At 72.0% G+C, this 14,384-nt stretch carries 8 protein-coding genes and 1 pseudogene; 2 read left to right on the top strand and 7 right to left on the bottom strand.

From position 1 onward, the window contains the following. Window positions 1-401: 401 nt before the first annotated feature. The 6 genes from ACWDY5_RS35815 to ACWDY5_RS35790 form a co-directional block, all read right to left on the bottom strand. Entirely contained in the window at window positions 402-1,310 is a 909-nt protein-coding gene (locus ACWDY5_RS35815) for an ABC transporter permease (protein ID WP_449726563.1), read from the bottom strand. After that, the gene (locus tag ACWDY5_RS35810) at window positions 1,310-2,242 is read right to left on the bottom strand and encodes an ABC transporter ATP-binding protein (RefSeq protein WP_449726562.1); all 933 of its coding nucleotides are present in this window, start codon (window positions 2,240-2,242) and stop codon (window positions 1,310-1,312) included. The genes ACWDY5_RS35815 and ACWDY5_RS35810 overlap by 1 nt, the downstream gene beginning before the upstream one ends. A gap of 114 nt (window positions 2,243-2,356) precedes the next feature. Continuing rightward, the gene (gene ndk / locus ACWDY5_RS35805; RefSeq protein WP_185002156.1) at window positions 2,357-2,773 is read right to left on the bottom strand and encodes a nucleoside-diphosphate kinase; all 417 of its coding nucleotides are present in this window, start codon (window positions 2,771-2,773) and stop codon (window positions 2,357-2,359) included. An 88-nt stretch (window positions 2,774-2,861) separates the two neighbouring features. After that, the gene (locus ACWDY5_RS35800; RefSeq protein WP_449726561.1) at window positions 2,862-3,275 is read right to left on the bottom strand and encodes a LapA family protein; all 414 of its coding nucleotides are present in this window, start codon (window positions 3,273-3,275) and stop codon (window positions 2,862-2,864) included. Between the two features lie 94 nt (window positions 3,276-3,369). After that, window positions 3,370-9,138, bottom strand: a complete 5,769-nt coding sequence (pulA, locus tag ACWDY5_RS35795; protein WP_449726560.1) for a pullulanase-type alpha-1,6-glucosidase — start codon at window positions 9,136-9,138, stop codon at window positions 3,370-3,372. Between the two features lie 86 nt (window positions 9,139-9,224). Then, window positions 9,225-11,315, bottom strand: a complete 2,091-nt coding sequence (locus ACWDY5_RS35790; protein ID WP_449726559.1) for an MMPL family transporter — start codon at window positions 11,313-11,315, stop codon at window positions 9,225-9,227. Window positions 11,316-11,425: 110 nt separating this feature from the next. Between ACWDY5_RS35790 and ACWDY5_RS35785 the strand changes: the two genes are divergently transcribed. Both ACWDY5_RS35785 and ACWDY5_RS35780 read left to right on the top strand, forming a co-directional pair. Then, window positions 11,426-12,121, top strand: a complete 696-nt coding sequence (locus ACWDY5_RS35785) for a response regulator transcription factor (protein WP_449726558.1) — start codon at window positions 11,426-11,428, stop codon at window positions 12,119-12,121. After that, window positions 12,121-13,491: a sensor histidine kinase gene (locus ACWDY5_RS35780; protein WP_449726557.1), complete on the top strand. Its 1,371-nt coding sequence runs from the start codon at window positions 12,121-12,123 to the stop codon at window positions 13,489-13,491. Before ACWDY5_RS35785 ends, ACWDY5_RS35780 begins: the two co-directional genes overlap by 1 nt. 4 nt (window positions 13,492-13,495) lie before the next feature. Here ACWDY5_RS35780 and ACWDY5_RS35775 read toward each other — a convergent pair. Beyond that, window positions 13,496-14,305 (bottom strand): annotated as a pseudogene (locus ACWDY5_RS35775) (alkaline phosphatase D family protein); the annotation flags it as partial. Window positions 14,306-14,384: the final 79 nt, after the last annotated feature.

The following is a 14,384-nucleotide window of genomic DNA, read 5'->3' as shown; positions in this document are numbered from 1 at the left end:
CGCCACTCCCGCGCGACTGCTCGCCACCGACTCGGGAGTCGCCAGCCGTCTGGCTGCTCCCACGTGACCGCTCGCCACCAGCCCGCGTGTCGCTGGCCGCGTTGCCGCCAATGCTCGACTGTGCACCGCTGGTCTGGGCGTCGCCAGTCACGCGACCACTCCCGCCCGACTGCGCGCCACCGGCCAGGGTGTCGCCAGCCGTGTGGCCGCTCCCACCCGACTGCGCGCCACTGGCCCGGGTGTCGCCAGCCGTGTCGCTGCTCCCGCGTGACCGCTCGCCACCAGTCTGGGCGTGGCCAGTCTCGTGGCCGTTCCCACCCGACCGCGCGCCATCGGACTGGGCGTCGCTGGTCGTGTGGTGGTCCGCGATGCCGTCCGTTGTCCTGTCGTCGTTCGTCATGTCAGTTCGCCAGCCTTCGGCGGAAGTTGCGGGCAGCCAGCGCGCCGCCGCCGGCCAGCAGGGCGAGCAGATAGGCGGTGTGGCCCACCGCGGGCCACAGCTCCAGGCCGCCGAGGACGGTGCCTCGGGCGAGTTCGGTGCCGTGCCACAGCGGGGTGATCCAGGCGACCGGCTGGACCAGGTCGGGCAGGCGGTCCAGCGGGAAGAAGGTGCCTGCGAACAGGGTCATCGGCATCAGCACGAACCGGAAGATGTTGCTGAGGGACTGGCCTTCGTCGTCGACCGTGGCGACGTAGGCGACCAGTGGCGCCGCGAAGGCCATGCCGGCCAGCGTGGCGAACAGCAGGGAAAGCAGCACCAGGGGGCTGCGGACTCCGCCGAAGAACGCGGCCACCACCAGGTAGATGCCGCCGGAGAGCAGCAGCCGGGCCGCTGTCCACAGCAGTTGTCCGCCGACGATCTGATAGGGGGTGATGGGTGAGGCGTTGATGCCCCAGTAGACCCGCTGCCACTTGAACGACGACAGCACCGGGAAGGTCGACTCACCGGTGGCGTTCTGCACTGCCGCGACCACGAGCAGCGCGGGCGCCAGGTACTCCAGATAGGACACGCCGCCCGGCACCGACCCCGGCTTGACCTGGGAGCCGATGCCCAGGCCGAGGGCGAGCAGGAACAGCAGCGGCTGTCCGACGCTGGAGAAGAAGGTGGCTCGCCAGTTGCGCTTGTACCAGGTCCACTTTCCTTCCACCACAAGCAAAGCGGCCCGCCACGCGCCGACCGGCCGTCCCGTGGCGCGACGGCGCGACCGGGTGCCGATCGGCTCTGCGGCCGACTCGGTGGCCGGGTGAGCGGAGGCGGCGGGCGCCGGGTGGGCGGAGCCGGTGGGCGCCGGGTGTGCGGAGTCGCTCATCAGTCCACCAGCGTTCGGCCGGTGAGCCGGAGGAACACGTCCTCCAGCGAGCTGCGGCGGACCAGGCTGGACACCGGGCGGATGCCGCGTTCGACCGCGGCGGCCAGGGCCGTCTCGCCGTCCGCGGTGTAGAGCAGCAGGCGGTCGGGCAGGATCTCCACGCGGTCGGCCAGGTCGGCGACCGTGGGCGCGGCCTCGCTCTGGTGGCCGGGGGCGAAGCGGAGCTCGAGGACCTCGCGGGTGGAGTGGGCGGCGATCAGGTCGGCCGGGGAACCCTCGGCGACGATGTGGCCGTTGTCCATCACGACCAGGCGGTCGCAGAGCTGCTCGGCCTCGTCCATGTAGTGGGTGGTGATGATCAAGGTGACGCCTTGCTGCTTGAGCCGGAACAGCCGGTCCCACAACAGGTGCCGGGCCTGCGGGTCCAGGCCGGTGGTCGGCTCGTCGAGCAGCAGCAGCTCGGGGTCGTTGACCAGGGAGCGGGCGATGGTGAGTCGTCGCTTCATGCCGCCGGAGAGGGACTCGACCTCGGCGTCGGCGCGGTCGGTGAGCTTGGCGAAGTCCAGCAGCTCGGTGGCCTTGTCCCGCACGTGCGCACGGGAGAGGCCGAAGTAGCGGCCGTAGAGCTGGAGGTTCTGCCGGACGGTGAGCTCGTTGTCCAGGTTGTCCTGCTGCGGCACCACGCCGATGCGGGCGCGGATCCGGGGGCCGTGCACGTCCGGGTCGAGGCCGAGCACGGACAGCTCGCCGCCGCTGCGCGGGGACACGCAGGCGATCATCCGCATGGTGGAGGACTTGCCGGCGCCGTTGGGTCCGAGGAAGCCGAAAGCCTCACCCGCGCCGACCTTCACGTCGATGCCGCGGACCGCCTCGAAGTCGCCGAAGCGTTTGCTGAGCCCGTTCGCCTCGACCAGCCAACCGTCGCCGTTCACGCAGGCGACGGTAACCGAGGACACCGACAGAACAGAACGAGTTTTCCGCTGGACACAGCGAGGGCGCCCCCGCTGACCTGCGAGGACGCCCTGCTGAGTGCTACCTGGCCGGACTCAGCCTGCGAGGTTGGGGAACCAGAGCTTGATCTCGCGGGCGGCGGACTCCGGGGAGTCGGAGCCGTGCACGAGGTTGAACTGGGTCTCCAGGGCGAAGTCGCCGCGGATGGTGCCGGGGGTGGCCTTCTCGACCGGGTCGGTGCCACCGGCGAGCTGACGGAAGGCCGGGATGGCGCGGGTGCCCTCGACCACCGCGGCCACCAGCGGGCCGGAGGTGATGAAGTCAAGCAGGCTGCCGAAGAACGGCTTGCCGTCGTGCTCGGCGTAGTGCTGCTCGGCAACGCCGCGCTCGACGTTGCGCAGCTCCAGCGCGACCAGCTTCAGGCCCTTGCGCTCGATGCGGGAGATGACCTCGCCGACCAGGCCACGGGCAACGCCGTCGGGCTTGACCAGGACCAGGGTGCGCTCGCTCACGACGTACTTTCTCCTTGTTCGGGGTACCGGCGCGGTTCGGGGTGCCGGCTGGAGGATGCTCGCGCGCAGGGTACCTGGCGCGGCTCGCTCAGCCCCGCCCGCTCCCCCGCTTCGCGCTCCGGCGCAGCTGGATGATGCGCGCGTACCCGGGCACCGCGACCAGCAGCACGCCCAGGATCGCCGCCAGCAGCAGCGCCACGCCCAGCGGCAGCGTGCCCGCCACGCCGAAGTAGGAGATCTGCACGTCCTGGCCGTTCTCCAGGATGAACACCAGCAGCAGCAACAGCACCACGGCCGCCACCACGAACACCGTCCACAGCCCGCCGAGGCGGTTCCGCTTGGGCTCGGTGACGCCCTGCGCGCCTCGCTCGGTGACGGTCCGCTCGGTGCCGGCGCGCTCGGTGGCACGGCGGCGGCCCGTGCGGGGGTCGGCGGCCGGGTCGGGGCGCTGGTGCTCTCCGGTGCGGTGACCGGGGCTTTCGGGGGTGTGGGCTTCGCTCATCGTGGTGCCTGCCTTCCAGCGCGGGATCTCCCCAGGTACTTCGGCTACCCACGGCGAGGACTCGATTCACCAGTTGGGCGAAACAGCCCTCCGGTCAGCGCGTCAGCACCGCCACCGTCCGGCCCGGCACCCTGGCCTGGTCGCCGCTGACGCTGGTCTGCCGCACCACCGGATCCCCGCCGCCGGCCTGGATCTCGTGCAGCCGCCACCCGCCACCGGCAGGCAGCGCGATCTCCTGCGCCGCCGGATCCGGGTTGATCAGCACCAGCACACCTCGCCGCGCCGGATCGAGGTCGGGGCCGACCGTGTCGTCCAGGTGCGCGACCACCACGCCCGGCGCGGACCTGAGGTCCGGGAAGGACAGCTTCTGCTGCACCAGGGCCTGCTCGGGCAGGGTGAACAGCGGGGAGGACTGGCGCAGGCGGAGCAGGTCCAGGGTGCGATCCAGCGCGGTGCGCAGGTCGGCGGGGGCGGGTTTCAGGGCCGGGTTGGCCAGCAGGGGTTTGGCGTAGGGCCACTTGTCGCGGTTGTCGTGCGCGGGCGGCAGGCCGGAGCCGAAGACCGAGCCGCGCAGGGCCGGGTCGTAGCGGTTGAACCAGTCGCCGGAGTCGTAGCTGTTGCGGTCCAAGGACTTCGAGCGCAGGAACTCGGTGCCCGCGTGTACCAGGGGCTGGCCCTGGCCGAGCAGGGCGGGGGCCAGCGCGACGGTCTGCATGCGCACGCGGTCGGCCATCGAGGTGCCGGGCGGCAGCTTGTAGGCCAGCGCGTCGTAGAGGGCCTCGTTGTCGTGCGCGTCCACGTAGGTGATCGACTCGGCGGGACCGGCGGTGTACCCGGCGCGGGCGCCGTTGTAGCGGACCTCGCGGCCGGTGACCTCGGCCCCGCCGGTGCCGCGGAAGCGGAAGTCGGCGGCGTTGCCGGCCAGGCCGAGTTTGACCAGGTCCGCATAGTTGGTCAGCCGGGCCTGCTGTTCGGCCGGGGTGCCGTTGGCCGGGCTGCCGTTGGGATCGCCCGCCAGGCCGGAACCCAGTCCCTGCACCCTGGGGTCGGCGTCGAACGGGCCGCCGCCGCGGACGCCGTCGCGCAGGCGGTCGTTGAAGGTGCCGACGCCGGTGCCCGCCATGTTCGCCTGGGTGGCCTGCTCGAACCGGGCGTTGCCGCCGACCTCGCCGAAGTCCCAGCCCTCGCCGTAGATCCGGATGTTGCGCCCGTCCACCCCGTCGGCGGCCACGGTCAGCCGGTCCAGCGCGGCGCGCACCGCGAGGATGTTGGCCTTGGGGTGGTGGCCCATCAGGTCGAACCGGAATCCGTCCACTTTGTACAGTCGCGCCCAGCGCAGCACCGAGTCGACCACCAGCTTGCCCATCATGGCGTTCTCGGTGGCGGTGTTGGCGCAGCAGGTGGAGTTGGCCACCGAGCCGTCCTCGGTGAGCCGCTGGTAGTAGCCGGGCACCACCCGGTCCAGCACCGACTTGGGGTCGTTGCCCGCGGCCGCGGTGTGGTTGTAGACCACGTCGACCACCACCCGGTTCCCGTTGGCGTGCAAGGCCTGCACCATCTCCCGGTACTGCCGGGCGCGGGCCTGGCCGGACTGGGCGCCGGGGGTGGCGTAGGAGCCCTCCGGCACGTCGTAGTGCCACGGGTCGTAGCCCCAGTTGAACCCGTCCTTGGCCGCGGTCTTGGCCACGCAGTCCTGCTGCTGCTCGGAGTCCGCGGGCAGGCTGGGCAGGTCGCAGGCGGGTTTCTGCTGGTCGGCGCGGCGTTCCGGGATGGTGGCGATATCGAAGGTGGGCAGCAGGTGCACGGTGTCCATACCGGCCTCGGCCAGCGTGCGCAGGTGCCGCATGCCGGTGGAGTCGCGGTGGGTGAACGCCTTGTAGGTGCCGCGATCCGCCTCGGGCACGCTGGCGTCGCCGATGGAGAAGTCGCGCACGTGCAGCTCGGTGATGGCGTGCCTGGCCGGGTTCGGGCCCAGGCCCTTGGCCACCTCGCGGTCCCAGCCGGGTGGGGCTTCGCGCAGGTCGGTGAGCTGGGAGTGGGTGGAGTCCACGGTCAGCGCGAGCGAGTACGGGTCGGTGACGACCGCGGTCTCCACCTTGCCGGTGCGCGGCTGCCAGGCGGTGACCTCGTACTGGTAGTAGCGGTCCAGCCAGTCGCCGAACCCGGTCCACGCTCCGGAGGCCGGATCACGGTGCAGGGCAACGGTCTGGCTCGGTTGCGCGGTCGCGGCGGGCGGGGTGCGGTCGAACAGGCGCAGCCGCACCGACTTCGCGGTGGGCGCCCACAGCCGGACGCCGGCCGGCTGGGCCAGTGGGCCGTAGGTCAGCCCGGCCGCGGCCGGCGCGTAGTGCTCGTCGAGCACCCCGGCCAGCTGCACCCCGGTGGCGTGCCGGAGCGCGCCGCCCGCGTCCCGGTGCACCGCGACCACCTGCCCGCGCACCGCGTCCCGCCCACTGTCCACATCGGACGCTCGCAGCCGGTACACCGGTTTTCCGCGCAGATGCGGGAACTTCGCGGCCAGCTCCGCGGGCAGTCCGCCGGGATCGGGCGCGAGTCGCAGCACCCGGCCGCCCTGCACCTGCCCGGCCACCACCGCGATCCGCCCGTCCGCGTCGTGCCGCAGCTCGTAGCCGTCGGTGTCGGCAGGCGGCACGTCCCACACCACCCGGTCCTTGCTGACCCAGATCGCCTTGGCCTTGCTCAGATCCGCGTCCGCGGGGGCCGCGGCCGAGGGCGGCAGCACGTAGGAGACCGAACCGTCCGGCCGGGTGACCCCGCTGGCGTACCACACCTCGTGGCCGGTGGCACCCAGCTGGATCCGCTGGTCCGGCCCCGGGTCCTTGGTGTCGCCGCGGTGCAGCAGGTAACTGAGCCCGGTGGCGCCCTCGGCCAGCGGCACCGACCAGGTCAGCCCGAACCCGTCCCGGCGATCCGGTCGCTGGGACTCGTTCCAGGACGGGCTGGGCGTGGCCGAGCCGCCCCAGTGGTACAGCGTCCAGTCCTCGTAGTCACCGGCCGGCCGGTGGTAGTGCAGCACGATCCGCCGCTCGGCCGCGGCGCGGCTGGCGTGCACGGCCTGGTCCCCTTGCCGCAGCCAGGCTTCCGCCCCGCGCGCGGGTTCGATCCGGCCGCTGACATCGGTCGTGCCGTCCTTGAGCACGGTCAGCTCGACCGGCGCGCCGGTGCCGTTGACCCGCACGGCAGCCCGCACGCCGTAGTCGTCCCTGCTGTCCAGGGGGATCTCGGTCGGCTGGTCCGCCGCGATGCCGCCGCCGAGCCGCAGTCGCACGCCGCCGTAGTCGCCACCGGGCCGGTGGTAGCGGACCTCGACCGCGCCGGTGGCCGCGGCCTGCCCGGGGAACACCGGCGCCTGCCCCTGTTTCAGCCACACCTGCGGCGTGATCGAGGGATCGACGAAGCGATCACTCGCCACGTCCTTCTCCTCGCCCTTGTGCACCAGGAAGCCGACCTGTTTCGCGCCCGGCTTGAGCCGCACCCAGGCGAAGCGGCCGTAGCCGGTCTCGCCCGCGAACGGCAGCGGCCGCTCCCACGCGGTGGGTTCGGCGACCTCGCCCCACACGTGCAGTCCCCAGCCGTCGTAGTCCCCGGCAGGCCGGTTGTAGTGCACCACCAGCCAGTCCGGACTCGGCTGCGCTCCCGTGCCATCGCCCGGCGCGGCGACCAGGGTCACCTCGGCGCCGTCCGCGCTCAACCGACCGGCGGCCTCCTTGACCACGGTGCGCAGCTCGACCCGTGCCCCGGCCTTGGCTCCCGGCAGCGCGACCAGGTCGGCGAAGACCCGGTACGGCGCGGCGTCGTCGGTGCCGAGCACGGTCCAGTCCCGCTGCCCCGCCACCCGCGCGGCGAAGGTGGCCTGCGCGTAGGGCGCGGTCACCTGGTCCGCGCGCAGTTCGACCCGCTCGCGCAGCGCGGTGCCTGCCGGCGGCACCACCAGCGTGGGCTGCGCGGAAACGGTGGGCGGCACCGGAATCCGGCCGGTCGAGCGCAGCACCAGCGCGGACAGCGGCGGGACGGTGACCCGCACCGCGCCGTCCGCACCGCTGACCGGCGCGGTCTCGCCGCCCCAGACCGCGCGGAAACCCAGTCCTGGCGCGGACACCGGCACCGAGACCTCGGCCGCGCCGGTACCGGCGTTGGCCACCACCACGTGCTCGACCTGGGTTTCCCGGTCGATCCGGCTGAAGGCCAGCACATCCCGCTCGGCCAGCCGCAGCACCTGGTTGCCCCGCCGCCACACCGGGTCACCGTCCACAAAGGACGCCAGCTGGCCGAGGTGCCGGTACAGCGGGTGACCCGGGTCGAAGTTGTCCGCCGCCGGGGTGGCCCCGGTGCCGATCTGGTCCTGCCCCAGCCACTCCGGCACCTTGCTGGGGAACATGTCCTGCCGCGCGTCCTTGTCCCCGCCGGTGCCCGCGAACCCCTGCTCGTCGCCGTAGTAGACCACCGGGTTGCCGCGCCAGAAGTACATCAGGCTGTGCGCCAGCCGCAGCCGGTCGAGGGCCTCCGGATCGGCCATGCCGGGCCGGTCCTGGCGCAGCATGCCCGCGATCCGGCCCATGTCGTGGTTGCCCAGGAAGGTGGGCAGCGAGGAGGCGTTGGAGTCGGCGTCGGTGTAGCGGTCGTCAGCCAGCAGCACCTCGGCCAGCCGGTCCGCGCCCTGCCCGGCGGCGAAGGACCGCGCGCCGCCCTGGAACGGGAAGTCCAGCACGGACTGGAGTTTCCCGCCGGTGGTGTACTTGGAGGTGATCGCCGGGTCGCCGTCGTAGACCTCGCCGAAGACGAAGAAGTCCTTCTTCCCCTTGCGTTGCGCGTACTCCCGCACCCTGGGCGCCAGCGCCTGCCAGAACTCCAGGTTGACGTGCTTGACCGTGTCCACCCGGTAGCCGTCGATGTCCAGGGTGTCGATCCAGCTGGTGAAGATCTCGGTCATCCCGTCGACCACCCTGGGGTGCTCGGTCATCAGGTCGTCGAGCCCGTCGAAGTCGCCGTAGGTGGAGGACTCTCCGGCGAAGGTGGAGTTGCCGCGGTTGTGGTAGAGCGTGACGTCGTTGAGCCACCTGGGTTTCTTCGCCCCGGCGTCCCCGCCGCGCAGCACCGGCTCGTACGGGAACGAGCGGCGCGCGTCCAGCCTGGGGAAGTCCTTGCCCCCGGCCAGTGCGGCCACGTCGATGGGCCGCCCGTCCGCGTCCAGGTAGGGCTGGGCGCCGATGCCGCGGTAGTCGTGCTTGCCGCCCGCGTAGTCGATGACGTCGGCGGTGTGGTTGGCCACGATGTCGAAGAAGACCTTCATGCCGCGCGCGTGCGCGTCCCTGATCAGCGCGCGCATCTCGTGCAGGGTCCCGAAATGCGGGTCCAGCTCGGTGTAGTCGGTGGTCCAGTAGCCGTGGTACCCGGCGGAGGCGGTGCTGCCGCTGCCCTGCACCCAGCGGTTGCGGAACATCGGCGTCAGCCACACCGCGGTGGTGCCCATGCCGCGCAGGTAGTCCAGTTTTGATCGCAGCCCGGCCAGGTCGCCGCCGTGGTAGTAGCCCTTGTCCGCCGGGTCGAAGCCGTGCTGGGACCGGTCTCCCGGGCTGCCCGCGGTGTCGTTGCGGGGATCGCCGTTGGCGAAGCGGTCCGGCAGCAGGAAGTAGAACCGCTGCCCGGTCAGGTCACCGCGCAGCGCGTCCCGGCCGAGCCGCCGGTCGCCCTCGCGCACGCCCGAGGGCAGATCCGCGACCGCGCCGATCGCCAGCGGGGCAGCCGGCGGCAGCGCGGTCGCGGTGCCGGTGAACGCGGGCAGCGCGGTCACGACCAGCGCCGCGCTCAGCAGGACTCCGACGGATCTCCGGCTGCGCCGCACGGCGACCTCCTTGTCGCAAGTTTTTGCAAACCCATACGGGCGGGTCGGCAGAAAACCACGCGGACCCAGCCAAGGCAATACTCCATTTACCTGCAAGTATTTTCAGTCACCGGCACCCGGAGCACCCGGGCCGCCCAGGACGGCAGCCACCAGTTCCACCGGCCCAGCATGGCCACGGTGGCGGGCACCAGCACCGAGCGGATCAGCGTGGCGTCGAGCAGGATGCCCAGCGCCACCCCGGAGGCGAAGATCGCCACGTCCAGCTCACCGCCGGCGGCCATCGCGGCGAAGGAGCAGAACAGGATCAGCGCCGCGCTGGTGACCAGTCGCCCGGTCCGGCCAATCCCTTCCACCACAGCCCTTTCCGTATCACCGGTGCGGTCGTGTTCCTCGCGCATCCTGGCGATCAGAAACACCTCGTAGTCCATGGTCAGCCCGTACAGGAAGGCGAAGATGGTCACCGGCACGAAGGTTCCGATGGCCCCGTCCGGCCGCAGCCCGAGCAGCGCCTCGGTGCCCCAGCCCCACTGCCACAGCAGCACCATCGCGCCGAGCACCGCGCCGAGGGAAAGCAGGTTGAGCAGGATCGCCTTGAGCGGCAACAACAGCGAGCGGAACGCCCTGGCCAGCAGGACATAACTGAGTAATGCGAGCACGGCCAGCATCCACGGGAACGCGGTGTAGGTGACCCGCACGTAGTCCATCTGCTGCCGCACGTTGCCGCCGACCAGCGCACCCGGCATCGCCGCCACCACCCGCTCGATGGTGGCCTCCCCCGCCGCCGAGCCCCCTTCCGCCACCGGCAACACGGTGAGCAACGCGGCCCCGTCCCGGTGCACCGGCGCGGTCACCGCGTGCACGCCGGGCAGCCGGCCGAGGGTGGCGCGCACCGGTTCGACGGCGGTGCCGGGCGAGAGGTACACGTCGAACGAAGTGAGCACACCGGACGGAATCCCGTTGCGCTCCAACACGGTCAGCCCGTCCCGTCCCGGCCCCTCGGTGGCGAGGTGGTCAGTGGTCGGCACTCGCAGGTTGAGGTCCAGCGCGGCCGCGGACAGCGCGAGCAGCGCCCCGGCCGCCAGCACCGCGGCCACACCCCGGAACCGGACCACCAGCCGAGCCCAGGAGAACCAAGCCCGGCCCTCCGCCCGCGCCGACCCTGGCTGCGCGCGGGCCAGCAGCAGCGGCAGCACGGTCAGCGACACCGCGGCGCTGGCCAGGGTCACCAGCATCCCGCCGACGCCGAGGCTGCGCAGCAACGGAATCGGCAGCACCACCATGGTGAGCAGCCCGATCGCCACCGCGCCCGCGCTGAACAGCACCGCGTGTCCGGCGGTGGCCATCGCGCGGTGCACCGCCTCGTCCCCGGCCATACCCTTGGCGCGTTCCTCCCGCCAGCGGCTGACCAGGATCAGCGCATAGTCGATGCCGATCCCGATGCCGAAGAGCGGCAACATGATCAGCGTGGTCTCGTGGATCTCGATCACCAGGCTCGCCGCCAGCAAGCCGAGGAAGGACACCGGGATCGCGATCGCCGCGGTCAGCAGCGGCACCAGGGCCAGCGCGGAGCGGAACACCCAGGCCAGCACCAGGACCGCGGCCCCGATGGTGATCAGCAGCTTGATCGGCACGTTCAGCCCGCCGGTGTCCGCGCCGGTGGCCAGCGCGTCCAGTCCGGTGACCCGCAACTCGGACCCCTCGGGCAGGTGCGGGCGCATGGCGGCGTCGATGGCGGGTTCCAGCCCGGCGCCCTCGCCCAGCGCGCTGCCGGGCAGGCCGCCCTGTTCCACCGGGCCGCCGAAGACCAGGCCGAAGGTGGTTCGCCGATCCGTGCCGACGAACCCGCGGTCGCCGGTGTCGGCGTAGGAGGCCACCCGCGCTCCGGTCGCGGCGGTCACCGCGCCGAACGCGCGGGCCAGTTCGGCGCGGGCAGAGTCGGCCGTGGCGCCCTCGGGCAGGGTCACCACCGGTACGACCGGGCGTTCGTAGCCGCCGGTGCCGAAGGTGGCGGTAATGCGTTGGTTGGCCTCATAGCCGGGCAGTCCGGGGTAGGCGTTGCGTTCGGAGACCTGGGGCAGCAGCAGCGCGATCGCCGCGCCACCGGCGAGCAACAGGGTCAGGGTCAGCAGGCCGACGAGTCGTCGCCTGGCCAGCACCCAGCGCGAAAGAGCTTCCATAGTTCCAGGCCAACAGGCAGATCTTCGGTGGCTCTGCGTGCGCGCTGAGAGTTCTCTGTCAATCGGGCGAACCGGGTGCCCGCACCGTTCCACTGCCACACACTGGGCTGGTGAGCCGACCGCCCATCCGCGTGCTCGTCGTCGAGGACGAGCGATATCTGGCCGACCTGGTGTCCATGGCGTTGCGCTACGACGGGTTCGAGACCGCCGTGGCCGGCACTGGGCAGGAGGCGCGGGCGCTGACCACGAGCTTCGCGCCGGATCTGATCATCCTGGACGTGATGTTGCCGGACACCACCGGCGTGGACTGGTGCCGGGCGCTGCGCCGGGACGGCCGGGACGTGCCGGTGGTGTTCCTGACCGCGAAGGACGCCACCGAGGACAAGATCATCGGCTTGACCGCGGGCGGCGACGACTACCTGACCAAGCCGTTCAGCCTCGCCGAGCTGGCCGTGCGGGTGCGCACGGTGCTGCGCCGCGGCCGCATCCGCGCGGCGGACCCGTTGTCCCTGGCCGATCTGGAACTGGACGAGGACGCGTACCTGGTGCGCAGGCACGGCGAGGTGGTCGATCTGACGCCGACGGAGTTCAAGCTGCTGCGCTACCTGCTGGCCAACGCGGGCCGGGTGCTGTCCAAGCAGCAGATCCTGGATCACGTGTGGCAGTACGACTTCAACGGCGACGCCGCGGTGGTGCAGACCTACATCTCCTACCTGCGCCGCAAGATCGACCGCCGTGAGCCGCAGCTGATCCACACCGTGCCGCGAATCGGCTACGTGCTGCGCCTGCCCCGTGGCGAGTCCTGATGTCCCTGCGCAGACGGCTGGTGCTGACCGTGCTCGGCCTGCTGGTGATCGGGCTCGGCACCTCGGTCGGTGCGATCTTCGGCGCGTTGCAGGACTGGGCCGGTGACACGCAGGACGACGTGCTTTCGGCCGTGGCCAAGGACTTCCGGGCCGATCTGCGCACCCAGGGTTCCTCGCCTCGGCTGGTCGCGGACGGCCAGCCCGGCACGGTCACCGGGTTGTGGCGAGCGGCGGCGGCACGCGGCCAGGCACCGTCGTTCTTCCAGCTCCGCGAAGTTCACGGCGCGGTCCTGGACACCGCGTCCTTCGGTGACCGGCCGGAGCTGCCGGAGTCGCTGGTCGAGGGGCTGTCGAGCGTGCCGGGCTGGCTGGTGCACACCGAACGGCTGGCCGAGCGCGGCCCGATCCTGGTGGTGGCCATGCGGACCGCGGCCACCGACGAGCTGATCAACCGGGCGGCCAACGTGGCGATCATCTCCAGCCTGGTCGCGCTGGCCTTGCTCGCCTTGCTCTCCGCGCCCGCCGTGCGCCGCGGGTTGCGGCCGCTCGCCGCGATCTCGGCGACCGCTGCGGCCATCGGCTCCGGGGACCTGAGCAGGCGGGTGGCTGGCGCGGGCGAGCGCACCGAGGTCGGGCGGCTGGGCACGGCGCTGAACGCGATGCTCGCCCAGTTGGAGACGGCCTTCGCCCAGCGCAGCGCGGCGGTGGAGCGGCTGCGGCGGTTCGTCGCGGACGCCTCACACGAGCTGCGTACCCCGATCGCCACCATCCGGGGCTATGCCGAGCTGTTCCGGCGCGGTGCGGCCGGCAGGCCGGATGACCTGGCGCTGGTCATGCGGCGGATCGAGTCCGAGGCCGAGCGGATGGGCGTGCTGGTGGACGAACTGCTGCTGCTGGCCCGGCTGGACCAGGGCCGCCCGCTGGAACGGGAGCCGGTGGAGCTGACCGCGCTGGTCGCGGACGCGGTCGCCGACGCGAACACCGCGCCAGGCCACGACTTCCGGCTCGACGCCGGCGGCCCGGTGACCATGCTCGGCGACGCGGACCGGCTGCGGCAGGTGCTGGGCAACCTGCTGGACAACGTGCGCAAGCACACCCCGCCCGGCACGGCCGCGACTGTGCGGGTCACGACCGAGGCCGGGCGGGTGGTGCTGACCGTCGCCGACACCGGCCCCGGAATCGGCGAATCGGCCAGGGCCAAGGTGTTCGAGCGGTTCTACCGCGGCGAGTCCGCCCGCGCCGAACACGGCGGCGCCGGACTCGGCTTGTCCATTGTGGACTCCGTAGTCGCCGGGCACGGCGGATCGGTCAGCGTCCACAATGGACCTTCCGGTGGAGCGGTGTTCCGGGTGTCCCTGCCGTTGGACTGAGCGCTCAGCCACGTTCGGGTTCCAGGGTGGTCGAGAACAGCGAGCGGGCGTCCTGGTCGCGCAGGTGCACGGTCAGCCTGCCGCTCGGGCCGTCGATCTTGACCTGGCCGAAGTGCTGGAACCCGGCCATCGGCGAGGTGTTCGGCGCGGGCGGCGCGTTGACGAAGACCGCACGGGGGCCGAAGGTCGGGTCCAGCTTGTTGGGGCCGAACGCGCCCGCGTGCAGCGGCCCGGAGACGAACTCCCAGAACGGGCTGAACTCGGTGAAGGCGGCCCGTTCCGGCGCGTAGTGGTGCGCCGCGGTGTAGTGCACGTCCGCGGTAAGCCACACCACGTTGCGCACCCGGCGGCGGTGGATCTCCCGCAGCACCAGCGCGAGCTCGGCCTCCCGGCCCGCTGGCGCGCCCGGCTGCCCGTTGGCCACGCCCTCGATGTTCGCGCCGTCCGGCACGACCAGCCCGATCGGCAGGTCCGCGGCGATGATCTTCCAGGTGGCCCGGGACCGGTCCAGCTCCCTGGTCAGCCAGCGGGTCTGGGCCGCGCCGAGGATCGGCTCGAACGGCGCGGTGCCCGGGGTGTTGGCGCCCTTGTAGGTGCGCATGTCCAGCACGAAGACGTCCAGGTGCGGACCGTAGGAGACCTTGCGGTAGACCCGGCCGTCCACCGCGTCCGCCTTGCGCACCGGCAGCCACTCGTGGAAGGCCTGGAAGGCGCGCTGGGCCAGCACGTCCACCCGCTTCTCGGTGTAGCGGGCGTCGTCCAGGATCTCGCCCGGGTACCAGTTGTTGGTGACCTCGTGGTCATGCCAATTTACGTCAACGCACAACGGAATGTCCACCAAGAGCCGGGACGCAATCAGCTAGCGGGCATGACCAATCCAGACGCCGGCACGC

It is taken from the genome of Crossiella sp. NPDC003009 (assembly GCF_053591555.1).
This window is presented reverse-complemented; position numbering and strand designations above follow the sequence as displayed.